The 20,425-nt window shown below is 57.6% G+C and carries 24 protein-coding genes and 1 pseudogene; 10 read left to right on the plus strand and 15 right to left on the minus strand.

The window, feature by feature from the left end:
* Both NKJ13_RS21470 and NKJ13_RS21475 read right to left on the minus strand, forming a co-directional pair.
* Entirely contained in the window at positions 1 to 315 is a 315-nt protein-coding gene (locus NKJ13_RS21470) for a TrbC/VirB2 family type IV secretion system protein (protein ID WP_023720448.1), read from the minus strand.
* Between the two features lie 12 nt (positions 316 to 327).
* Positions 328 to 981, minus strand: coding sequence for a lytic transglycosylase domain-containing protein (locus NKJ13_RS21475; RefSeq protein ID WP_352778232.1), 654 nt, complete (start codon positions 979 to 981; stop codon positions 328 to 330).
* Between the two features lie 87 nt (positions 982 to 1,068).
* On the opposite strand from NKJ13_RS21475, the gene NKJ13_RS21480 reads away from it, so the two are divergent.
* Genes NKJ13_RS21480 through NKJ13_RS21490 form a run of 3 tightly spaced genes read left to right on the plus strand, consistent with a single transcriptional unit; the run spans position 1,069 to position 2,377 of the window.
* A complete protein-coding gene (locus NKJ13_RS21480; RefSeq protein ID WP_352778233.1) occupies positions 1,069 to 1,671 on the plus strand; it encodes a hypothetical protein in 603 nt (200 codons plus the stop codon).
* Positions 1,668 to 2,216 (plus strand): thermonuclease family protein, encoded by a 549-nt coding sequence (locus NKJ13_RS21485; protein WP_352778235.1) that lies wholly within the window; start codon positions 1,668 to 1,670, stop codon positions 2,214 to 2,216. Before NKJ13_RS21480 ends, NKJ13_RS21485 begins: the two co-directional genes overlap by 4 nt.
* Complete coding sequence (locus tag NKJ13_RS21490) at positions 2,213 to 2,377, plus strand: hypothetical protein (protein ID WP_352778237.1); 165 nt, start codon at positions 2,213 to 2,215, stop codon at positions 2,375 to 2,377. Before NKJ13_RS21485 ends, NKJ13_RS21490 begins: the two co-directional genes overlap by 4 nt.
* On the opposite strand, the gene NKJ13_RS21495 is transcribed toward NKJ13_RS21490, so the two are convergent.
* Both NKJ13_RS21495 and NKJ13_RS31615 read right to left on the minus strand, forming a co-directional pair.
* On the minus strand, positions 2,374 to 2,718 hold the full coding sequence (locus tag NKJ13_RS21495; protein ID WP_352740544.1) for a hypothetical protein: 345 nt from the start codon (positions 2,716 to 2,718) through the stop codon (positions 2,374 to 2,376). The genes NKJ13_RS21490 and NKJ13_RS21495 overlap by 4 nt on opposite strands.
* A 104-nt stretch (positions 2,719 to 2,822) precedes the next feature.
* Complete coding sequence (locus tag NKJ13_RS31615; RefSeq protein ID WP_502901932.1) at positions 2,823 to 3,071, minus strand: hypothetical protein; 249 nt, start codon at positions 3,069 to 3,071, stop codon at positions 2,823 to 2,825.
* Between the two features lie 297 nt (positions 3,072 to 3,368).
* Here NKJ13_RS31615 and NKJ13_RS21505 point away from each other — a divergent pair, with 297 nt between their 5' ends.
* A complete protein-coding gene (locus tag NKJ13_RS21505; protein WP_352778239.1) occupies positions 3,369 to 4,982 on the plus strand; it encodes an RcgA family putative transporter in 1,614 nt (537 codons plus the stop codon).
* On the plus strand, positions 4,972 to 5,997 hold the full coding sequence (locus NKJ13_RS21510; RefSeq protein WP_352778242.1) for an RcgR family putative quorum lactone hydrolase: 1,026 nt from the start codon (positions 4,972 to 4,974) through the stop codon (positions 5,995 to 5,997). Before NKJ13_RS21505 ends, NKJ13_RS21510 begins: the two co-directional genes overlap by 11 nt.
* An 83-nt stretch (positions 5,998 to 6,080) precedes the next feature.
* Here the strand turns inward: NKJ13_RS21510 and NKJ13_RS21515 are convergent, their stop codons facing one another.
* Complete coding sequence (locus tag NKJ13_RS21515; protein WP_352689156.1) at positions 6,081 to 6,596, minus strand: helix-turn-helix domain-containing protein; 516 nt, start codon at positions 6,594 to 6,596, stop codon at positions 6,081 to 6,083.
* Positions 6,597 to 6,693: 97 nt separating this feature from the next.
* Between NKJ13_RS21515 and NKJ13_RS21520 the strand changes: the two genes are divergently transcribed.
* Together NKJ13_RS21520 and NKJ13_RS21525 are read left to right on the plus strand one after the other, a co-directional pair.
* The gene (locus tag NKJ13_RS21520; protein ID WP_352778244.1) at positions 6,694 to 7,293 is read left to right on the plus strand and encodes a hypothetical protein; all 600 of its coding nucleotides are present in this window, start codon (positions 6,694 to 6,696) and stop codon (positions 7,291 to 7,293) included.
* Positions 7,294 to 7,349: 56 nt separating this feature from the next.
* Positions 7,350 to 7,808, plus strand: coding sequence for a hypothetical protein (locus tag NKJ13_RS21525; RefSeq protein WP_352442704.1), 459 nt, complete (start codon positions 7,350 to 7,352; stop codon positions 7,806 to 7,808).
* A 770-nt stretch (positions 7,809 to 8,578) separates the two neighbouring features.
* On the opposite strand, the pseudogene NKJ13_RS21530 reads toward NKJ13_RS21525, so the two are convergent.
* Together NKJ13_RS21530 and NKJ13_RS21535 are read right to left on the minus strand one after the other, a co-directional pair.
* Positions 8,579 to 9,448 (minus strand): annotated as a pseudogene (locus NKJ13_RS21530) (MBL fold metallo-hydrolase); the annotation flags it as partial.
* Positions 9,435 to 10,937: an aminotransferase class V-fold PLP-dependent enzyme gene (locus tag NKJ13_RS21535; RefSeq protein WP_502901933.1), complete on the minus strand. Its 1,503-nt coding sequence runs from the start codon at positions 10,935 to 10,937 to the stop codon at positions 9,435 to 9,437. The pseudogene NKJ13_RS21530 and the gene NKJ13_RS21535, both read right to left, overlap by 14 nt.
* A gap of 93 nt (positions 10,938 to 11,030) precedes the next feature.
* Between NKJ13_RS21535 and NKJ13_RS21540 the strand changes: the two genes are divergently transcribed.
* Entirely contained in the window at positions 11,031 to 11,513 is a 483-nt protein-coding gene (locus NKJ13_RS21540; RefSeq protein WP_352778246.1) for an Lrp/AsnC family transcriptional regulator, read from the plus strand.
* A gap of 90 nt (positions 11,514 to 11,603) precedes the next feature.
* On the opposite strand, the gene NKJ13_RS21545 is transcribed toward NKJ13_RS21540, so the two are convergent.
* From NKJ13_RS21545 to NKJ13_RS21580, 8 genes are read right to left on the minus strand one after another with little or no spacing between them, the layout of a single operon-like run.
* Positions 11,604 to 12,296: an amino acid ABC transporter permease gene (locus NKJ13_RS21545; protein ID WP_352778249.1), complete on the minus strand. Its 693-nt coding sequence runs from the start codon at positions 12,294 to 12,296 to the stop codon at positions 11,604 to 11,606.
* A gap of 17 nt (positions 12,297 to 12,313) precedes the next feature.
* Positions 12,314 to 13,030 carry an amino acid ABC transporter permease gene (locus tag NKJ13_RS21550; RefSeq protein ID WP_352778251.1) on the minus strand — a complete coding sequence of 239 codons (717 nt, stop codon included), beginning with the start codon at positions 13,028 to 13,030 and terminating at the stop codon, positions 12,314 to 12,316.
* Positions 13,031 to 13,089: 59 nt separating this feature from the next.
* On the minus strand, positions 13,090 to 13,917 hold the full coding sequence (locus NKJ13_RS21555; RefSeq protein WP_352508389.1) for a transporter substrate-binding domain-containing protein: 828 nt from the start codon (positions 13,915 to 13,917) through the stop codon (positions 13,090 to 13,092).
* A 24-nt stretch (positions 13,918 to 13,941) separates the two neighbouring features.
* Positions 13,942 to 14,682, minus strand: coding sequence for an amino acid ABC transporter ATP-binding protein (locus NKJ13_RS21560; RefSeq protein WP_352508388.1), 741 nt, complete (start codon positions 14,680 to 14,682; stop codon positions 13,942 to 13,944).
* 56 nt (positions 14,683 to 14,738) lie between these two features.
* Positions 14,739 to 15,302, minus strand: a complete 564-nt coding sequence (locus NKJ13_RS21565) for a peroxidase-related enzyme (protein ID WP_352705892.1) — start codon at positions 15,300 to 15,302, stop codon at positions 14,739 to 14,741.
* Positions 15,299 to 15,781 carry a CMD domain-containing protein gene (locus NKJ13_RS21570; RefSeq protein ID WP_352778254.1) on the minus strand — a complete coding sequence of 161 codons (483 nt, stop codon included), beginning with the start codon at positions 15,779 to 15,781 and terminating at the stop codon, positions 15,299 to 15,301. The genes NKJ13_RS21565 and NKJ13_RS21570 overlap by 4 nt, the downstream gene beginning before the upstream one ends.
* A complete protein-coding gene (locus NKJ13_RS21575) occupies positions 15,778 to 17,247 on the minus strand; it encodes an NAD(P)-binding domain-containing protein (RefSeq protein WP_352778257.1) in 1,470 nt (489 codons plus the stop codon). Before NKJ13_RS21575 ends, NKJ13_RS21570 begins: the two co-directional genes overlap by 4 nt.
* A complete protein-coding gene (locus tag NKJ13_RS21580; RefSeq protein ID WP_352778259.1) occupies positions 17,244 to 18,215 on the minus strand; it encodes a LysR family transcriptional regulator in 972 nt (323 codons plus the stop codon). The genes NKJ13_RS21575 and NKJ13_RS21580 overlap by 4 nt, the downstream gene beginning before the upstream one ends.
* A gap of 214 nt (positions 18,216 to 18,429) precedes the next feature.
* Between NKJ13_RS21580 and NKJ13_RS21585 the strand changes: the two genes are divergently transcribed.
* Both NKJ13_RS21585 and NKJ13_RS21590 read left to right on the plus strand, forming a co-directional pair.
* Positions 18,430 to 19,500 (plus strand): NAD/NADP octopine/nopaline dehydrogenase family protein, encoded by a 1,071-nt coding sequence (locus tag NKJ13_RS21585; protein WP_352778261.1) that lies wholly within the window; start codon positions 18,430 to 18,432, stop codon positions 19,498 to 19,500.
* Between the two features lie 368 nt (positions 19,501 to 19,868).
* The gene (locus NKJ13_RS21590) at positions 19,869 to 20,411 is read left to right on the plus strand and encodes a hypothetical protein (RefSeq protein WP_352778263.1); all 543 of its coding nucleotides are present in this window, start codon (positions 19,869 to 19,871) and stop codon (positions 20,409 to 20,411) included.
* The last annotated feature ends 14 nt before the right edge of the window (positions 20,412 to 20,425 follow it).

Consider the following 20,425-nt stretch of genomic DNA (forward strand, 5'->3'; position numbering starts at 1 on the left):
TCAGCTGCCTCCCGCGGTCGCGCGAACCGCATCCACCAGCTGGGCAGCGCCGAAGATCAGAGCGATGCCAATGATGATGGAAAAGGCCATCATCCACGCCAGTCGGCCCGTCATGGCGAGGAAGCCGAGAAAACAGACCGCGATGATGGCGAATGAACGCGCTATGTTGCCCTGCAGAACTCCGACGAACCACTCCAGCACATTTTCGACTGGCGCCGCCGACTGGGCATACGCAGTGGCTGGCGCGAGAGCTATTCCGACCGCCGAGGCCAAGGCCAGTTTCAGGGCAAATTTGCCCGCTTTCCTGTATTCCACCCTTGGCTCCTTTCAGTTGCCGAGATCCATGACATGACCATCCTGCCAAGCGTCCTCGCTTTCTGGCGGAGCGGCCGCGAGCGTCTCGGATTTGGTCAGGGCGGACTTCTTCACCACACCGCCGAACTTCCAGCGGTTCAGTATTTTCACGATGTATTCCGCCGTCTCCGGATTCACCGGAATGCCCTGCGCCTTGTAGACGCTGTTGGGCCCGGCGTTGTATGCCGCCAGCATCAGCAGCGGATCCCCGAATTCGTCATAGAGTGACTTCAGGTAGCGAAGGCCAGCCCGGACATTTGCCTGTGTATCGCAACGGTCGCTGACCCCTAGATCGGCCGCCGTGCCCGGCATCAGCTGCATGATTCCCAGGGCTCCGGCTTTTGAGGGACCCTGACTGGCGCCGAGATCGCTTTCGGCCCATGCAATTGTCTCGGCCAGATCGGCGTCGAAGCCTTCCTCTTGCGCGATTGAACGCACAAGTCGGGAGACCTCGGTCCGATTTACGGTCTTACACTCCCCCGGCCTTTGCGCCCCGGCCGCGGCAAGAGCTTGCGCCGGCGTTGCAAAGGCGATTGCCACGCGGTCTGATGCCAGGTCCCGGCCGTGCGCTTGCAACGGCAACGTGGCGCCAAAGAGCGTGAGCAGAAGAGCGGATCGAGTGTTCATACTGTCGCCAAAATTTAACACTTTACTATGGCTACACGCAGCCCTAGTAAAGTGTCAACACGATATCGATCACAAGGACGGATTTCGATGAAACAGACGGCCCTTTGCACGGTTCTGCTGCTCCAGGGCACCGTGGCTTATGCCGCCGGCGCCGACGCCCCGAGCGCCTTCGCGCAACCCTCGGCACGCTACCTGCTCCAGTTTGCGAAGCCGGGCGAAAAGGTGTTCGTCTATGAGCGCTACGATGCGAAAGGCGCGCTCTTTCAGCGCGATGCGGCCGCCCTCATCGGGCCGGTCAAGGTGCCATCGGCGACCGAGCGCGTCATCAACGGCGTGACGTATCGACTGCGCGGCCTTGCGGCCTGCCCAAAACCGAAGATCGCGTACAAGACGGAGCAGTGGGACTGCACGAAGGCCGCGCAGGACTATGAACAGGCGATCTACAACGATCGTGCATTTGTCGTGCTTTGCAAAACACTTGTGCTGCAAAGCAAGAAGGGTGAACCCGACGCCGTGTCTTGTTTCTCACTCGTGGGTGCGGGCAATGCAAACGATCCGTACAACGTCGCCTACGACGATGACGAAATGGTTTTTTTCGACATGGCGGCAATCGGACGCAACAAGGACGGCAAATCGCTGCGCCCCGATCTGGAGCATTCCGCCGACCTCGGTGGACAGTTCCAGGAATGAAGCGGGCGAGCTTCGCAGTGCTGGCCGCACTTTCTGTGTGTGCATCGGCACAGGCGCAGGATGCCACCGGCTTAGCCAGACCAACACCCTTCGCGGTATCGAAATCGGCTCAACTGCTGACCGGAGATACCTGGCGTGACGGAGATCACCTTTTCCGCCTCTATGGCGTCCAGTCATGTCTTCGAGGCACGTCAGCTGAAGAGCCAAATGGAAACAAAGTCGATTGCGGGAACACCTCGCTGGCGCACCTTGCTGCGCTGTTCGATAGCGCGGCGGTTACATGCCAGCCAATCGGCTACGCCCTGGACAAGGCGGCTTTTGTCGTGTGCGGTGCGCAGTTGAATGGCGAAACGATCGACGTTGGCACAGCGCTCATAGCGACCGGATACGCGTTTGCCGCAACGACAGCAAAGGGCAAAGCCGTCAATGAGAACTACCTCGTCGCGGAAATCAGCGCTAAGATGAAACGTGCGGGTTTGTGGGGCACGACGTTTCAGCATCCTGTGCAGTTGCTGCTAAATAAGCAGTCGAAGAGACAACAATGAAGCACGACGATGAGGCGCACAAATATTACTATCCCGTGGAAGGACGCGGTGACGGCGCTATTGGCGGAGCCGCTGCGTTCTTGGCGATCATATTGGTGCCTGCGGGGCTCTATGCGGCCTGGAATACCGTGACCTCATGGATTTCAGCGCTCTTCTCCTAGGACTGCAGTTTCGCGAAAGAACCGAGCAACGCGCGAAAATCGTCGACATCAACCTCGCACCAGTCATGAGCCGTCAGCCGTTGAAAGTAAGAAGCCTTCATTTTCATTTCTGCGATGGTGGTTACCGGGGCAATGGCAGCACGCCTTCGCAGTGCGGCTTCCTCCGCCATGACCGCGTCCAGCCTCTGACCCAGCAAGATCGCGTCCGTACCCTCGGCCTCCATCGCTCGCTTGCCGAGACGTTCAAGCTTAGCAATGCTCCGACGATGTTCCGCAATCAGTTTCGCGACGCCTCCAGCCGCTACTACCTGTCCGTTGCTACAGACCAATTGAATAGACATCGACCGGCTCCACGTATCTGATAGTTGGGGAGCCGAGAAAGTAGGGATGGGTTCATCCCTCTGCTTCTCGGGCTCCCGAAGCCCTGGCTTCCCCTGCCGTTCGCTCATGCGAGCACACTCCGCCCTGCCATCAGACAAAACGTTTCAGATTGTATGCGAAATTGCCCATGCCGATTTTGACCTTGGCGCGCACGCGACCGGCCGATGGTGCGGATGAACAATCCCCAGCGGTCCTTCTGCTCGGCGAAAGGATGCTCGACACGGGCGCGGGTTCGGGAGTATGTCCGGTTGCCGTGCTTGATATTCTTCACCATCGGCCTGCCTTCGGCACCGGTGTTGGTGCTGGCCAGCAACCCGCGTCGACCCCTGTCGTCGGCAACTAGAAGACCAGGGAACCGGCCGAAGGTGCACCGGTCTGAGCTCGGACTGCTCATCTGACAGCCCGTAAAGTCTGTAACACCAGGATTTCTTAACATCATCACCGCTCGTAAGGTGGGCGCCTGCCCTGCGACCGATCCGGGCAGTCAGTGCCTTGACTGGCCTCTCTCCCGGCCGGCCAAAATCGAGTTGACAAAATCGTTGATTGAGGATGAAGGCACGATAAAATACGAAGCCTAGCGAAATGGAACGAAACTAGAGCCCATAAGTCATTGTTTACGAACGGAAAGTTATTTCTCCCTCCGCCGAGAGACGGGAGTGATTTCAAAGAATTATTCAAACGACTGGCGGCGGCGGGTGCAGGTCGGCCGTTAGGCAAAGACGGGTTTCCTGCGGGCCCATGGACGCCCGAGCTTCTTGCAGAGGCGATTTCACAGATTGATTCCAACCGGGTTGGAGTCGATCTGCGAACGGTGCAGCTTTGGTTTCAGGAGAACGACAAGGGGATTAGCACTACCAACATTCGTTGGCTGGCGAGGATTTTTGGATGCGATGATCCGATCGCAACCAGCGAATGGCAGATGGAGCTTGGCGCGGCGCAATCGCGGCTATCGGCCAAGAGACGAGAATGGAAGAGAGCCGGAAGCAGCATTGCACAGGAGACTCCAGATACGGCACTCACTGGGACTTTCGATGACAAGATAGACTCGCCGGCCGAGTTGACACGCGGTACTGACGCCAAGGGGCCGAGGCGGCGTTTTAGGTTGGCGAGGAAATCGGAGGCGTTTTTTAGTTACGGATCTCCCCTGAATTTGCCGGCGTCGGTGTTTGCCGGTATGACCGCCCTCGGCTTTTTGTCGTACATCATTGGCATCCACAACGTAACCTACGAGCGAGCCGACGGGCTCGTTAAGCAGGTTGGATTCCTTTGGGCCGCAAATTGGACACTAGACTTTATGGTGTTCTTACCCTTGTTTTTCTTCTTCGTTATAGAGTTGCTGGTCTTCTGGAAAAGTGAGGGGCGCAGAAAGCTTGCAGTGCAGGGCGATCAGGTGGAAAGCGACGACGCCTGGTTGCTCAACGTTGACGCTTCCTCGTACACCTATTGGTCGGTTTTTTTGATTTGCTTGCTGTTCGCGGGTCTTTTTCAATGGATCGGCGTGTCCCTGATCCCGTTGATGAGGGGCGGTGGCAACTATGCCATGGATTGGGGGAAAATAGCTCTTGTGCGTCCTGAGATCGTATCTGTCCCAGAAACAGTCGCTTTTACGGGGCTAGCCTACCTATACATGTGCCTGGTGTTTTATCTTTTCTTCGCAGGTCTCATTTTGGTCTACACGGTTGTTCATGATCTTTGGAGAATTGGGGACAGATTGAAGAAGCTGTCGTATGTTGATCATCAGCAAGAACTCAATGAAGCCGGCCTCACAGTGATGCGTGCGGTTTTTCGGTGTACTGTTTTGGGGGTTCTGGTCGCCATATGGATGAAGGTCCAAAGCTCGTATCTGGCATCCAGTGGTGAGAATATTGTGGCGTGGTTGGTCGGCGATATGTCTTCGATGTTCCAAGGTCGCGAGCATGTGACCAACGGGTTCCGCTATCGCATGCCGACGCATTACAGCAGCCTTCTTGTCGTTATTTCAACCTGTTTTGTATTTCTGTATGGCACCATCCGATTAGGTGTCGTGAGTCGATTTCATGCGCCTTTGTGGAAGATGTCGGCGGTCGTGGCGTTACTTGTTGTCAGCTACTTGTTGATCGACACGTTTGCCGGCTTTTCGAGCCTTCTGGCCATTTCAGTGCTAGTCGCGCTTTACGGCCTGTTCGATCCAGGGTTGGGGCGATGGCGAGAGAGTGATTTGGGAAACAAACAGAGTGTATCATAGTTGGCTTGATCGTTGGGACGAACGCCGGGCCCTTCGCGGTGAGGAAGGAAAGAAACCAACGGTCTTCGTCCTTGACGCGGAACGCGCCTTTCCAGGTGCGAAGAAGATGACAAGTATCGAGGAATTCTGTGCCCTTGCGGACCAAGCCGTGGTTGATCCAGCCTTTTTCGATGAGCCGAGTGTGAGTGATCAGGGGTTTGAAAGGCTAGATGGGTGGCTCAAATTTCCATCGGACATTTCTACTGATGTCGAACAGAACAACGTTGTCTCGGCGAAAATCACAGAAAGCGGGGCGTTCGATCAGGCAATGGTGATTTTTCACCATTGGAATGCAAGCGCCCGGAATCGTCAGATTGCCAACCTCTTCTCGCAGCGTGGCATCACGGTTGTCGAGATTGCTATGCCTTATCACTTAGAACGTAGCCGTCCCGGCTCCGTGCACGCCGATTATATGCTTAGCCCTAATCTCGGTCGAACGATCCAATCTGTAAGGCAGGCAGTGTTGGATGGGCGAAAACTCATACGATGGTTGAAGAGCGAAGGCTATCGAGAGATTTCGGTTGTCGGTATGAGCTTAGGCTCGTGGGTTGCGGGGCTGGTCGCGGCGCACGACCTGGCAGTGTCAAAAGCCTCGTTGTTTCTGACGGCGGGGAGTCTAGCGGATATGGTTTGGACGGGTCGCGCGACACGACTGATACGTGACAGCATTGAGCCTGAGATTGAGCTGACCGATCTCAGAAGGGCCTGGGGTCCGCTTAACTTGGAGAATTACGAACTTTGTTTAGCACGGCCTGATCTCGATCTTCACGTTGTGTTGGCTAAGAGAGACAAAGTGGTGTTGCCAGAACTGTCGGAGAGGTTCATGCGGAGGCTGAAGGATGCCGGTGCTAGGCCAAGTATTTTGGAATTAAACTGTGGTCACTATTCGCTCGCCATGCCGCCTTACATTTTGTGGGCCGGTTTGAGCTTGAAGCGGTTTCTGTCGTCTGCTGACAAGTCGGCCCGGCGAGCATGAGTATGGACGTTGGCCGGTCAGTTCACCAGAAAATTCTCTGTTAGACGTGCCTGCGCGTCCCGCTGCAGCCAATAACACGTAGATCAGGTTGGTGGCACCTTATCCCAAAATAGGAACGTCCGTGGATCAAGCTTCAACGCCTTGGCGATCGCGGCAATCGTGTCCACGCTGATGTTGCCGCTCGCGCGCTCCAGTTTCATGAATGTCGCCTCCGCCACACCGATCAGCTTCGCCATCTCATAGCGGAGCATATTGCGTCGTTGCCGCTCCATGTCGATGATGTGTGCAAGGCGCTTGCGGATCGCAGTTTCGTCCAGCTGATGCACCCATTCGGGGAGTTTTTTCCCGCCGGAGAGCAGTTCTGCGACAGACACTTGCAGGCCGTTTGCCATGATCTGCAGCGTCGTCAATGTGACATTATTTTTCTGCCGAACGGTCTGGATGTAAGTTCGGTAAGCGAGCCCTTCGCCTTCAGGGGTGCGAAACAGCTCGGCCATGTGCATATGGGATAGGCCACGTTTGGCTCTCTCCCGCTCAAGCGTCAGGGCAATGTTGGCACGCAACGGGTTGTTGACCGCGCCCGCGTCGTCTCGTTTCATAAATCGATGTAGTCGCACAAACCTGCCTTTTCGATCTGTCCTTTTTCGCGCGGATCATCCATAGTAAACTATCAAAATCCGCAGTGAGGAAAAGGCTATGACCATGCTCAAATTCCTTTTGGTGAGTTCCGTCGCCCTCGCGGGCGCAGCGGCTCTTCCATCCCAATCACAGGCATCGGAATGGGGCTGTCAGGTCCTCCTGTGTCTGTCCGGCGACTGGCAGGGCACGCCATCTTGCCACCCGCCAATTTACAAGTTGATTGCGGCGATGGAAGCCCCGGGATTTAACTGGCCGACCTGTCCGCAAGCCAACTCCAGCGCCGCGAAATTTGAGAAGTATGAGGATTGTCCGTCTGGCTGGCAAGCAGTTGGCACCAACTCCGACCGGCCCGGAATGGAGCAAGAACGGAATATCTGCCGCATCGCGTCCGATAGGCTCTCGTTGCCCGTCGTTGTCAAAAACAGCGGCCTCGGCGGGAATCGTGGAGACGGATCACGACAGGTCCAAATCGAAATCGACGGTAAGGTGGTTGCGGCAACAATCCAGACCGCGGGGAACGATCGAGGGCATTCCTTTGGCAATGGCCCCACCTACTACACCATCCCTCGACCGATGCGCGGAAAGCCCTGGTTCATTGAGTATGATGAAGCGAACGGCGTGCGCCAGAAAAGCTGGTTCAATCTCAACATGCCATAAGCCAGGCCATCACGTAGGACGAGGACTATGAGGGCCACAATTCAGGGAGGTTTGTAGTGTTCAAGGCGCTTCTGCTATCCACAATGATTATGAACACAGGCGCAGTGTTGACGGCGGCTGGTCAGAGCGACAAGCCGCGATCAAGTGTGGACAATCCTATGTGGCCCGCTTCACTGAAATGGGACTGCAGGACCGCTGCCAAAATCGTGTGTGAGCGTGGTGGCAGTTGCTCGGTGGCTGAGGACCACACGGGATTTGTGCTGAACTACGGCAGCAACGAGGCTGAGTTCCCGGCCAGCAATGTCAGGATCAAACGTCATTATCAACAGACCGTGCAGGCAAGCCCTTTGCAGCAGGAAGTCAAAGTCGAACTGGCCGACAACCGCGTTCTATGGCTGACGGCCGTGGATGCCAGCCGCACGTATTCGGAAGCGTGGGTCGGCGCACTAAGCGAGCTGAAGGGTGGCGCGGTACTGATGGAATCCGAGGGAGTCTATTGCATGCCGCACAAGTGAGTGCGCCGAGAGGACAGGCGAGCAAGGGCGATGTGGTCTGACCGGGGCGCCGACCCCGGCGTCTAAGAAGTGTTCAGAGTCTTCCGTCCGATTTTATCGAGCGGTGAGGTGATGGTAAGTAATATCGATCTGTCGTATCGAGATGTAGAGCAGGAGTAACTGCAACGGCACTTCATCTTTCTCCTCTATGTGACTGACGAAGACTTGAGGCGCGCATCATGCGTACTTTGCATAACTGGGAAATATTGATTATAACTGGCGAAAGTCGCATAAGATATCTTATGGAACTTCGATTTCGTAAAACTGAAGCACTACACAAATCTGAACGACGTGCCGTGAAGTGGTGCGTGATGGCCCGCGGCCGGGCGCAATCCCGAAGCTGTACGCGAAAATCTGGTGGCGCCAACGATGCTGTCTATGGAATCGCGTCAAATCACCAGTACATACATCGGCTATTTGAGGTCCGCCTCAAGCTTTTCATCCCCAAAAGAATTGCCTCCCAGGTGCGGCTCGATAACCGAAGCTTGGCGATCCTATTCCACATCCGAGATACCTCCTCAGAACATGATCGATAATAGTGTTGCAGGCGCGCCACCGCAATTGCTTACCGCGATCACCTCCGAGAGCGCTCCGAGGATTGTTCATCCCGACGACGTACGTGGCGAGGATCGACCCGCCTGCGCCAATTCGGACGAGCGTGTATCCGGCGCAATCCTGAACCGATCGTGAGCTGAAGCTGCTGGAGGGAGCCCTTCCAACTCTTCACTGACCCAGACCGATGCTGGCAGCGCGTTGAGCGGGATTTTCAGATAACGCAGGCCATTTTCCTCGACCTGAGGCAGCTCTCCTCCGCGAATATTGACCTGGAGGGCATGCAACATGAGCCTTGGCATCGGCAATGCCCTGTCTCGCGCCTCTCGAAGCCTGATGAACGCACTCCGAGATTGACCGGCGACGTGCTTGTTTTTCTGTTTCTGCTCCGCCACCGAACTCTCCCACAGAGCCTGGGCGCCCTCCCGGCCTGTAGTCGTGACCGGCAAAGAGACGGGTCTCGCCGGGTAGGCTCAAAATGTTCTGGATGGACTGCCACAGATCAGCTGCACTGCCACCCGGGAAATCCGCGCGGGCGGAGCCGCTATCTGGCATGAAAAGTGTGTCGTGAATGAACGCGGCGTCCCCGATGACATAGCTGATCGACGCCAAGGTGTGGCCTGGCGAGTGCATGACGCGCGCTTCTAGCTCGCCGATGTTAAAGCTATCGCCGTCGCAAAACAGCCGATCCCATTGTGAGCCGTCGTATGCGAGATCGGGCCAATTGTAGATCTGCTGCCAGATCTGCTGCACTTCCTTCACCCGCTCGCCGATTGCAATCGGCGCACCGGTCCTTGCCTTGAGATAACGCGCGGCCGAAAAGTGATCCGCATGCGAATGGGTGTCCAGGATCCACTCGAGCTTCAGTTGTGGCTGTTGATGTAGTCGAGGATCGCGTCCGCATTTGTCGTTGCTGTCGAGCCAGACTTTTCGTCAAAATCGAGTATGGGGTCGATGATGGCGCATTTTCGCGAACTCGGGCATGCAACGACATATTGGATGCTGCCCGTACGTGCATCGTAGAACCCGGCGACTTCAGGCTGCTGCATGGGCGATGCCCTCGACTGCGGCTCGCGGGAAGAAGATCGCCCGGCCAGGATCGAGGTCGTAGTCATGCTCGAAGTCCGTTGCGTCGGACGCAATCTGCGCCACAGCATCGAGTATGAACTGCACCTTCTCGTCCGGCAGCAGAACGCTGAAATTCAGCCGCGTGAACCCGGGCTTTTTCATTTCGTCGCCGGAGAGAATGGCTTGCCTGATTTCCTCGGACTGTTCGTCGTCGATCGACAGCAGTCTGTGAACATACGGGCCGGCGCAGGCGCAGCCACCGCGCGCCTGGATCCCGAACCGGTCGCTTAGCATGCGCGTGATCAACTGCTGGTGGACGTAGCCGCCCTTTCCGTTTTTGACCCGGAAGGAAAAGATCGGAAGCCGCTCAGGATCCGATAGACCGAGGAGCTCCAGCCGCGGCACGTCTTTCCATGCGCGAAAGGCACGGCGCGCCAACTCGCGATTGCGCGCTGTCATCGCGTCAAGTCCGATCGCATCTTTGATGATGAACGCCAGAGCGGCTCGTACGTCGCCGATCCCGTTCGGCGTGCCGGCTTCCTCGCGGGATTCCAGGCTCTCGCTGTAATCGTGTATCTTCGGGGAAACGAACTTCACCGTCCCGCCACCTGGCCACGATGGCTTTTTCGTCGAAGGTCCGTCGCGTCGAACGATCAAGATGCCGGAAGAACCGGGGCCTCCGAGGAACTTGTGAGGCGAAACAACTATCGCGTCGATCTCGGCATCCGGGGCAGGCGACATGGAAATCGGCAGGTAAGGACCTGCACCCGCATAGTCCCAGATCATCTTTGCGCCAGCAGCCTTCACGATCGCGGTGATGGCCGCGACATCGCTGGTGATGCCCGTGACGTTTGAGGCTGCGGACATGGTGCATATCGTGAGACTTGGCGACCGGACCGAAAGCGCGTCCTCGAGGTGAGACAGGTCAGGCCCGCCAGACGGATCCTCCGCGATTTCCACGATTTCTCCTCCGCTCTCGCGCCAGGGCAGAATGTTAGAGTGATGCTCATAGGGACCGATAATGATCCGAGCGTGCTTGCCCGCGGCGACGGCTTCAGCGACGCCGAATAGCTTGACGAGGCGGTTGATCCCCGACGTCGCGCCGGAGCCGGTGAAGATCACGGCATGCTGTTCGGTTGCCCCGCAGAATTGACCGATCAGGGCTCGGGCTTCCCGACGCATGCGGGTCATGAAGCCTCCACAGTAGCAGGCTTCCGTGTGGCTGTTGGCGTAGTACGGTAGTACCTCCTCAAGCACAAAGCGCTCGAGCTGGTGTAGCGCGCGGCCGGACGCGACATAATCGGCGTACACCAGGTCTTTTTGCCCGTAGGGCCCCACGATTTTCGCCGTCGATCCCACAAGCCCGTCGCGGAGGTTGGCAGTCACGTCGGCGTTTTTCAGACCCTGGCGGAACTTTGACAGAGGGGTGTCGGTCTGCCTTGGCGTTGGGCGAGCAGCTTGCACGGTCATTCTCCCCGGCTCGGATATTGACTCGGATTGTAGCCTGCTCCACCGTCGAAAAATTCACCTATTTCCTGCAATTGTTCGCTAAGGACGTGTCAAATGATCGAAGATCTGGCGAAAATCGATGCATTTGATATGAAGATTTTGACGGCAATGCAAATTGACGCAAGCCTTTCGCAGCGAGATTTGGCGGAGAGGGTCGGCCTTTCTCAGAATGCGTGCTGGCGGCGGATTCAGCGCCTCCAGTCGCTAGGTCTCATCTGCGGCTCACACAGCAATATCGATCTCCGGGCGCTGGGGCTCGACCTGACGGTTTTCGTAATGATCCGCACTCGCCACCATTCCAAGGATTGGAGCGAGGCGTTCCGTGCCCATGTCGAACGATTGCCGGAGGTGATCGATTTCTATCGGATCGGAGGAGATTGGGACTATCTGATCAAGGTCGTGACACAAGGCATGTCGGGCTACGATGCGTTCTACCAGAAACTGATCACGAACTTCGACCTGGCTACGGTGACAGGCTTCTTTTCCATGGAAGCGATCATCAACAATCGTCCAGTGGATTTGACCAATCTGCGATAACTGGCTGCGATTTCGCCCCGTCGGCTGTTTGCAGGCCGCAACTGAGCCTTGAGTTCCTCCGGCCTTGATGCGGGTTCTGACGACGCTTCTTCAGGTCCGCACCCTCAGCGCCTGCTCCAGCCTGTCGGCAATCTGGGTGACGATATAGGCAATCACCATGTAGATCACGACGGCAATCACGAAGGCTTCGAGGTAGTAGTAGTTCAGCGCGGCGGTCAACTGGGACTGGGCGAAGATATCGACAACCTCGATGGCGAATCCGAGAGAAAGCGCCTTCATGATGACCATCATCGAGGTTGTGAGGTCGGGAATTGCCGTGAGGGCCACCTGGGGGAACAGAATACGTCGAAACAATTGGCCGTTCGTATAGCCAAGCGAATGGGCGGCGTCTGACTGACCGGTGTCAAAGGCGTTCAGGGCTCCCTTGATAATCTCCGATTGGAACGCAGCGATACAGCCTGTCACTGCAATAACAAGGATGACCGAGTTGGGTGTTTCGTGGGCGTTGAAGTCGATCCCGAGCAACGACAGCAAGAACTGGAATGCCGGGGGGAGACCGAAATAGGCGAGGAAAATCACGATGACCATCGGAACGCCCTTGAAGACTATCTTATAGGCCATGACGAGCTCTCGCAGCACCGGCACTCGTCTATATTCGACCAGTGAAAAAATGCTGCCGACTAGCGTCGACAAGACGAAAATCGTGAGCGCCATTCCAAGCGTTACAGGTACGGCGCCCAGGATTTCCTGGGTGTCCTGGAGCAAAATATCGGTCTCGAACATGGTTGAATACCCTTACGTCAGACGCTGGCAATGGCTGTGTTCTTGATCTGAGCTGTTGCCGTGGCCTCAGGCGCTTGCATCGGCGAGCGAAGCTCGAACAAGTGCACGATGAACCACGCTATCAGGCACATCAGCGCATAGATGACCGCCAGGACGAGGTATGTTTCGAACTGATACTGGTTATAGTCGCGCTCCATGATCAAATGCGCGGTCGCCATCACGTCCGCCGCCCCGATGTACATGACCAGCGCAACGTTGTGGATCAGGTAGATGATGGAGTTTCCATAGCCCGGCAATGCGAAGTGCACCGCTTGCGGGCCCACGATGCGGGTGATCTTCTGGCGAAAGGTGTATCCTAGACTGTCGGCCGCATCATGCTGGCCGCGATCGACGGCCAGGTATGCGGGCCGCAGGACTTCCGACAGATATCCGCCATGGTAAAAGCTCAGTCCGACCATCGCAGCGATCGTCGGCGAGAAGAAATCTGCGGAGCCGAACAGGGCCACCAATAGGGGGAGCCCGTAGAACGCGACGAACAACTGGAGGACGACGGGAACGCTGCGGGCATAGGACACGTAGAGGTCGCTGAGGTGGCTGATCACTGGTATCCTGCGAACCCGCAATGTTGTCGCAACGAGCGCCAAGCAAAAGCCGACCAACATGGCGGTAAACGTGATAGCGAGCGTCAGCGGCAATGCCGAGAGCAACTCGGGGATCATAGCAGAAACATCCACTTTGAAACGCTCCTTCTTGCAATTCAGACTTGCCGCTGACGATATCTACTCAGATCGCATCATTTCATATACTTGACGATGCCTTCGCCAAACCACTTCTGCGAGAGCTTTTCGATCGTACCGTCGTCTTTCAACTCCTTGAGAACTTTGTTCACGTCGTCGACCAGAACCTTGTTTTCATCTGACTTGTGAATAAGCATATAGGTGTTGTTGGTGAAGACTGGTTCGGACGCTACGATGTCGAGCTTCTTTTCATCGATGACGGTCTGCTCACCAAGATTGGAAGGCAGGACCAGCGCGTCGAACTTGCCGTTCTGAACCTCATCCAAACGGTTCGGATACGGGATGCCGGCGCTCGACGCCGTGACGTCAAGCTTGTATTGGGGATTTTCTTTTTGCCAGTTCATGATGAACTTGTAGGTTCCGCCGCCGGCCGTGGTCGGAACGATCCTCTTGCCGACCAGGTCTTTCATTTCTTTGATGCCGCTGCCCTTTTTGCTGTAGATCTTCATCAGGCTGGCGCCCATGGGGTTTTCCGGAATGAAGAACTGCTTGGCGCGCTCGGGTGACTTGTAGTAACCGCCGACCGCGATGTCGTATTTGCCTGTGGCCAGGCCGGTTTCCTGCGCGATGTCGGAGACACCTTCCATTTCGAACTTGTATTGCGGCAGCTTTGCGTTGATCGCCCTCAGCAGATCGGGTTCATACCCTTGCGGCTCGACGCCGAGCGCGCCCCAAGCCAATGGCTTGGATTCGGCAGAGGTCGCGATCTTGATTGTCCGAACGGTCTGACCATAACTGATCCCTGCTGTCGCAAGGGCAATTGCGATGCCGCCGGCGACGGCCAGGGCATAACGACGCGAAAAACTGGATTTGATTGCAGACATTTCTTGGGTTCCCTTCTTGTTGGATTATTGAAAAGCGAGTTCAGACTGCAGGAATTGAGCAAGTCGTGGGCTGGAAGGCGCATCGAAGATCTCAGCTGGACTGCCGTCGGCGGCAACCACGCCACGATCCATGAAGACGATCCGGTTCGAGATGTTCTTTGCGAATTGCATCTCGTGGGTCACAAGCAGCGAGGTGATGCCTGACGAGGTGACGTCCTTGATCACCTTCAGGACTTCACCGACCAGTTCGGGATCCAGCGATGATGTCGGTTCGTCGAAGAGCATCACATCCGGCCGAACCGCCAGCGCACGTGCGATGCCTGTGCGCTGGAGCTGGCCACCTGAGAGCTGGGACGGATAGCTGTCCCGCTTCGCTGAGAGGCCGACCCTTTCGAGCTCTCGCAGCGCGATTTCACGCGCCTCGTCGGTGGACTTGCGCTGGACGACGACCAGCGGATCCATGACGTTCTGGAGGACGGTCATGTTCTTGAAGACGTTGAATTGCTGAAAGACCATCGCTGTCCGGAGCCGGATCGCCTGGATGGCTGCCTTGTCGGCGCGCTGGTAATCCATCAGAATCTGGTCGAACGCGATGGTTCCAGATGCAGGCTTAACCAGATAGTTGATGCATTTCAGCAGGGTGGTCTTGCCGGTGCCGCTTGGGCCGATGATTGACACAACGTCACCTCGCTTTACCGAGAGATTGACGCCGTTCAGGACCTGTGTGCTTCCGTAGGACAGCTTTATATCTTTGAGTTCAAGCATTCTGGTTGGTTCCCTTCAGAGTGTGGGAAGGAGTGTCTTGACCGCATGCGATATCATCACCCGCTCTCCGCATGGCCGAGAACGTGCATCAGCCGGTTCGCCCAGCCGAAGATCGATATGGCGTGGATAAGGTCGATGATCTCGCGGTCGTCCATGCCGACTGATCGAAGCGCGGCGATATCGTCTGCCGTCGCTTCCGACGGGGCCGCCGACAGGCGGCGGGCAAAACTGTAGATTGCCGCATCGCGTGGGCCGAGCGCTTCAGGTTTGTCGAGATACAGCGCGGTGACCACTTCGTCGCTCTTGGTCAGCTCTGCATGCCTGCGGGCGTGAACGACGGCACAGAATTTGCAGCCATTGACTATCGAGGCACCCAATGCACCAAGTTCGCGGTCGGGACGGGCAAGCCCGCCTTCGACGTACATGATTGCGTTGAACAGAACCGTGCGGGCAAGATAGCTCTCTGGATCATGCGCAAGGGTGCGCACATATTCCGAAACTTTCTTGGCCGATGGCGTGACCTTCATCGCTTCAAGCTGTTCCGGCGTGGCCTCGGAAAGTTCGACCGGCGCGATGTACGGGTGCCAATTCAATGGCTTCAGACGAACCGAGGAAATCATGTCGGCCTCATCAGGCGCAAGCCGGCCGCCACCCGTGTCTGGAAGTTAACAAAAGCGATCAGCTCGGAGAGCGCGACGATCTGAGGATAGTTCAATCCAGCCTTCTCCAGGAGAGCGATATCGCTCGCTCCCGCCTTTTTCGGCGTCAGGGTGACCAGGTCAACATGACGAACGATGGTCGCCAGGGGTTCATCCAAATCCGTTTCGCCCTGGGCCAAGGCCAGAAGCTGCTCGGTCGGACCAAGCTGAGCCAGCTGCACATCATATTCGGCCACCAGGACCGGATCGGCGTTCAGGGCCGCCATGCGACGGGCAAGAGCAACACGCAAATTCGGCGCCAGCCCCTGATCGGTTGCCGGGTGCAGCACCGAGAGGCGACATTCTTCTGCCCCTCGCACGAATTCGGGCCGAAATCGCCGTGCGGCGAAAAGGGGATCATCTGGTGAAAGGCCGGCAGCCTTGTCCATCGCGTCGATCACAACGCGGCCTCCTTCTGCAGCAAGGGTGTTGAATCGACCCACTCGTCGCCCAGAAGTTCGGGCGTGTCGTAGCCGATCAGATTGGCGAAGTGGGTTTCGACATCCTCGGCAAAAAGTGAAGATGCGATGCCGCGCACAAGACGGTCGGCACCGGCGCTGACGGCCGGGATGTCGCCGGAGACCTTGCCGTGCGTCAGCATGGCGGCGTCGTTGAAGCAGTGGATATGTGCCAGCATCGGGCAGGAGCCGGGGACGCGTTCACGGAACTCGAAGGCAGGACCGAGATCCGGTGCATCGGACATGCCTGCACGCGGCGGTCCCATATCCGGCCTGTATCGGCCATCCGACCAGGTGCGGATATGTGGGGCGATCGCCGCAAATTCCGGGCGGCCGCTGAAATCGTTCGAAAAGCCGGTTGCCGCGATCAGGAAGTCGTAGCGCAACGGCCCCTGCGTGGTTTCCACCAGCAGGGTCCCTGTCTCCTCCTTCACCGCAACTATGCCGCAGTCGAGAAGGAACCGAGCATTCGAATGGCGAGACACGCGAAGTGTCGATGAACGCGGCGGCGGTGTCTGGGTCGAGGCGGTGTAGTCGAAGAATTTCCACTTCCACGCGTCGGGTAGTTCATGGATGCCGAGCACGACACCCTGGCTGCCGATGCCGGTCAGCTTGTTGATGCGTGGCATTTCCTTGCGGCGGATCAACATGTCCACAGAGCCGGCGCCAGCCTCGAGCGCCGTCGCGGCATTGTCCATGGAAGAGGCACCAGCGCCGATGACCGCGACACGCTTGCCTTTCAGCGCGTCGAAATCGATGTCGTCGGCAGAATGAGCCCAATAGGCGCGATCGATGCCCTTAAGGAAATCGGGCACGGCAAAACCGCCCAGACCCGACCGGCCTGTGGCCAGAACGAGATGACGGGTGAGAACCCGGCCCGTTTCGGCGCCCTCGACATCGACTGCAATCAGATCGCCGGAGGGCGCGACGCCGGTTATGCGCACGCTGTTGCGCACCGGCAGAGCAAGGACCTTGCGGTACCAGACCAGGTAATCCATCCACTGGCCTCGCGGAATCTTGTCAAGCGCCTGCCAGGCGTCGGTTCCCCACTGCGCCGTATACCAGGCGCGGAACGTCAGATGAGGCAGCCCGAGCGACGGACCATGCAAGGTCTTGGGCGACCGAAGCGTTTGCATACGGGCAAAGGTCACCCATGGTCCTTCGAGCCCGGCCGGAGCCGCATCGTAGGCGACGACATTGGTGATGCCGGTCAGCACCAGTTTTGCCGTGGCGGCAAGTCCGCACATGCCGGCGCCAATGACAACGACGTCACGGACGGGGACGCCATTCTCCGTGCGCGTCGGAACCCAAGGCTTGGCCGGCAGCTCGAGAAACTCGAGATCCTGTGCAAGCTGCGCTTCCAGCGCAGCGAGCCCCGCCGGGGCCGGCAGTGTGGGGGTATGCTTCATATTCCAGTCCCGTGATTTGTGCCGGATTCAGAACCGTTCACCAACTGGCCGGCCAAGGCCGGATCGAGCTTCGTGAAACCGGCGATCGAGCGTTCAGCAACCGCTTCGACCGCGTCCATCAACGCCTTGGCGACCGGACGAAGTGGGCGTTTTTCGGCGGCCACAACGCCCCAATAAAACAGAACGGTCACGTCGATCGGGCGGATGACGACATCAGGCAGGGCGACGCCATAAGCGGTGAGAGGATCGATGACTGCCGCAGCGCCAGTCTGGCGCACGATCTGCAACGCACCGTACGCGGTATTGGTCCGGATCATTGGACCGGTGTCGATGCCCCTGGCCGCCAGTGCCTTGGAGACATGCAACTGAAAACGCAGCGGATTGAGAAGCGTGGCGACGCGGCGACCGGCAAAAGCGGAAAGCGGTATGACGTCAAGCTCAGCCAGCGGATCGTCCTTCCGCACGGCAGCCACATCGGGTGCCGAATAGAGCCTCAGGACATCCAGGCCGGGCGTGTCGAGCGGCAGGCTCGAAAAACCGATCTCGGCACGGCCGCTGCGCACTTCCTGGGCAACGATCGAAGGAAGAAACTGCCCGAGATGCGTCTCGTGCGGAAGTTCGACACCTTTGAGCTCGGCCATGGCCGTCGGGATCAAGCCGGTTCCAATCGCGGAAGTGGCAACAATCTGCAGGATCCGCCCTCGGCCGGCGGCAATCATCTTGGCCCGCGCAGCAAGCTCGGTGAAGGACATCAGCAAGCGCCGCGCCTCCTCCTCGAAAGCCACACCCTCCTCCGATAACTGCACCCGCCGACCGACACGGTGCAGCAATTCGAAGCCGAGTTCTGCCTCGAGGTCCTGAATGGTGCGTGTCACCGAAGGCTGGGAACACCCGAGCATCTCGGCAGCCTTGGTAATGCTGCCGCTGGCAGCAACCGCAAGGAAGCTCTGAAGGTCGCGGGTTTCCATGTTCTCTCTACATGCGCAATCGGTATGATTGACATCGTCTCATTCATTTTTGATATATGTCAAGCGGAAACGAATATTCGCTGCGGCATGTTGCAATCGCGGGCTCAGGCCGGAATCCCATCGCCAGAAGCCGACGATGGCAGATGCGGGCTCCGATTTGTGGAACCTCCTAGTGAGAAATGGAGGCTGCAATGCCAGCAACAGGAGGGAATTTATGCGCGTAAGCATTCTTGGCGCCGGAGCGATTGCTTACGGCCTTGCCGCCTATCTGGCCGAAGCGGGACATGACCCTATGCTTTGGTCGCCTTCCGGAGAACGCACCAAGGCGCTGGCCGCCGGTGGATTGCTGAAGGCTACCGGAGCTATCAAGGCAACGACTAAGGTTCGCATCGCCAAGGATTGCGAAGACGCCATTGCCGATGCCGACGTCGTCATAATCGCGTTGCCGGCTTACGGGCACAAGATGGTGATGGACGCTGCCGCTCCTTATCTGAGGGAGGGAATGCCGGTAATCATTAGCTCGCACAGTTCCTTTGGGGCACTGTATCTCTCCAAGCGGCTTGCGGACCGGAAGGTTAGCCTGCCGATCGTCGTCTGGGGTACCACGCTCGTGACCGGGCAACAGCGCGGGCCAGCCGAAATCGATGTTGCAACCGTTCGCCAGAAACTGGATGTCGCGACGCTGCCTTTCAGTGCTCAGGACCAAGGGTTCGAGCTTTGCACGACCTTGTTTGGAGATCGTTTCGTCAAGCGCGACGGTTTGCTTGCTATCGCGCTCAGCAACCTCAATCCGCAGAACCATCTCGGGATCGCTCTTCTTAATCTCACACGCATGGAGAAGGGAGAACAGTGGAGCCAGGCCGGAAACGTCACCCCGGCTGTCGGCCGCTTTATCGAGGCTCTGGACGCGGAACGATTGGCGATCGCCGCCCGTTTTGGAATTGCCGTGCGCACAGTTGAAGAGCATTTTTCATTGTCGTTTCACGTCCCCATGGCCACCGTTTCGGAAATGAACCAGGAGATGGATCGCCAAGGCCGCGGCGGCTTCGGCCCGTCAACCATCGAAAGCCGCTATATTCTCGAGGACGTTCCGTTCGGGCTGCTGCCGACCGTTTTGTTGGGGAAGATCAGCGGAAATTCAGCGATTCTCCATGAATCTGGAATTGCCATATTCTCGGCGGCTTACGGTCGCGATCTTAAGGGAGATAATGATATTCTTCCGGCGCTGGGCTTCGAGGGAATGGCAAAAGCGGACCTCGAAAACCTTTGCCGTAAGGGATTTTAACAAGTTTCCACAGCGGACTGGGATATAGGCCAAGTGCCCGAAAAACCACCGGGGCTGGTGCCGGCGAGCCCGACATGCAGGTTCCTCGGCGAGCGCCGGGAGATGTCTCCAGGAACTCAGCACGAGATCGAATGGTCCCGCCCGGCGGTGTGAGTGGGTCTGTAGCAGGGTCCGTCATCGAAACCCAGTGCGGCATGGTTCATCAGTTGCCAGATGCCTGAACATTACATCAACTGCGCAGGCGCTTCGCGCCTCCATCAAGCCACCAGATCAATACCGGCCATGCAGGCGCCGACAGTCCGGAACAATGGGTGTCGTAGCCCGTTCAGGATAAGTGATTCGTCCACAATCAGCTACGCGAGATAGACATGTTCCGATTTCTAGCGTTGGCAGCGACCATCTTGGGTCTGACGATGTCGCCGGCGCAGGCCGCCAGTGATGCGGATCAGGCTGTCGAACAATTTCACCGTACCTGTCTGGCCGAGGGTCCCAATTTCGAGCGCATGATAGAGACCGCGCACGAACGCAGGTGGACACTTATTGCCGAAGCAGGCTTCGCCAAACTCGCGCCAATCGCTAATCCAACCTCAGTGGAGGCATGGTTGGTGGCCGAAGCGGAGGAAGGATTGCCAGCAGGAACCATCCTAGGCACCACCAAGGCAACGATGAGCGGCAAACCGGTGCAGACGTGTACGCTGGCATTTCCCGATATCGATCAAGAGGCATTTCGGAAGAGTTTCTTCACCCGTACGGATGCCGAGAAGATTGCCGAAGATCGCGATACGGAGGAGTTCTCGCGTCTCTACATCCTTATTGCCGGCGGACGTAAACAATTTGTCCGGCTGGTGGTCCTGCCTTCAACGCCACCAGGAAACCCGCGCGTCGTTGCCAGTTCGATCATGGCCGACTGACATGTCATTCCTCC

Source organism: Mesorhizobium sp. M0174, assembly GCF_040322275.1.
GTDB lineage: Bacteria > Pseudomonadota > Alphaproteobacteria > Rhizobiales > Rhizobiaceae > Mesorhizobium.

Bases quoted from the DNA above. Each gene is read 5' to 3' on its own strand.
- NKJ13_RS21560 (WP_352508388.1), bottom strand. From the start codon at position 14,682: ATGCTTGAACTCAAAGATATAAAGCTGTCCTACGGAAGCACACAGGTC.
- NKJ13_RS21565 (WP_352705892.1), bottom strand. From the start codon at position 15,302: ATGATTTCCTCGGTTCGTCTGAAGCCATTGAATTGGCACCCGTACATC.
- NKJ13_RS21520 (WP_352778244.1), top strand. From the start codon at position 6,694: ATGACCATGCTCAAATTCCTTTTGGTGAGTTCCGTCGCCCTCGCGGGC.
- NKJ13_RS21475 (WP_352778232.1), bottom strand. From the start codon at position 981: ATGAACACTCGATCCGCTCTTCTGCTCACGCTCTTTGGCGCCACGTTG.
- NKJ13_RS21555 (WP_352508389.1), bottom strand. From the start codon at position 13,917: ATGTCTGCAATCAAATCCAGTTTTTCGCGTCGTTATGCCCTGGCCGTC.
- NKJ13_RS21490 (WP_352778237.1), top strand. From the start codon at position 2,213: ATGAAGCACGACGATGAGGCGCACAAATATTACTATCCCGTGGAAGGA.
- NKJ13_RS21545 (WP_352778249.1), bottom strand. From the start codon at position 12,296: ATGTTCGAGACCGATATTTTGCTCCAGGACACCCAGGAAATCCTGGGC.
- NKJ13_RS21480 (WP_352778233.1), top strand. From the start codon at position 1,069: ATGAAACAGACGGCCCTTTGCACGGTTCTGCTGCTCCAGGGCACCGTG.
- NKJ13_RS21580 (WP_352778259.1), bottom strand. From the start codon at position 18,215: ATGGAAACCCGCGACCTTCAGAGCTTCCTTGCGGTTGCTGCCAGCGGC.
- NKJ13_RS21575 (WP_352778257.1), bottom strand. From the start codon at position 17,247: ATGAAGCATACCCCCACACTGCCGGCCCCGGCGGGGCTCGCTGCGCTG.
- NKJ13_RS21515 (WP_352689156.1), bottom strand. From the start codon at position 6,596: ATGAAACGAGACGACGCGGGCGCGGTCAACAACCCGTTGCGTGCCAAC.
- NKJ13_RS21535 (WP_502901933.1), bottom strand. From the start codon at position 10,937: ATGACCGTGCAAGCTGCTCGCCCAACGCCAAGGCAGACCGACACCCCT.
- NKJ13_RS21585 (WP_352778261.1), top strand. From the start codon at position 18,430: ATGCGCGTAAGCATTCTTGGCGCCGGAGCGATTGCTTACGGCCTTGCC.
- NKJ13_RS21495 (WP_352740544.1), bottom strand. From the start codon at position 2,718: ATGTCTATTCAATTGGTCTGTAGCAACGGACAGGTAGTAGCGGCTGGA.
- NKJ13_RS21540 (WP_352778246.1), top strand. From the start codon at position 11,031: ATGATCGAAGATCTGGCGAAAATCGATGCATTTGATATGAAGATTTTG.
- NKJ13_RS21590 (WP_352778263.1), top strand. From the start codon at position 19,869: ATGTTCCGATTTCTAGCGTTGGCAGCGACCATCTTGGGTCTGACGATG.
- NKJ13_RS21485 (WP_352778235.1), top strand. From the start codon at position 1,668: ATGAAGCGGGCGAGCTTCGCAGTGCTGGCCGCACTTTCTGTGTGTGCA.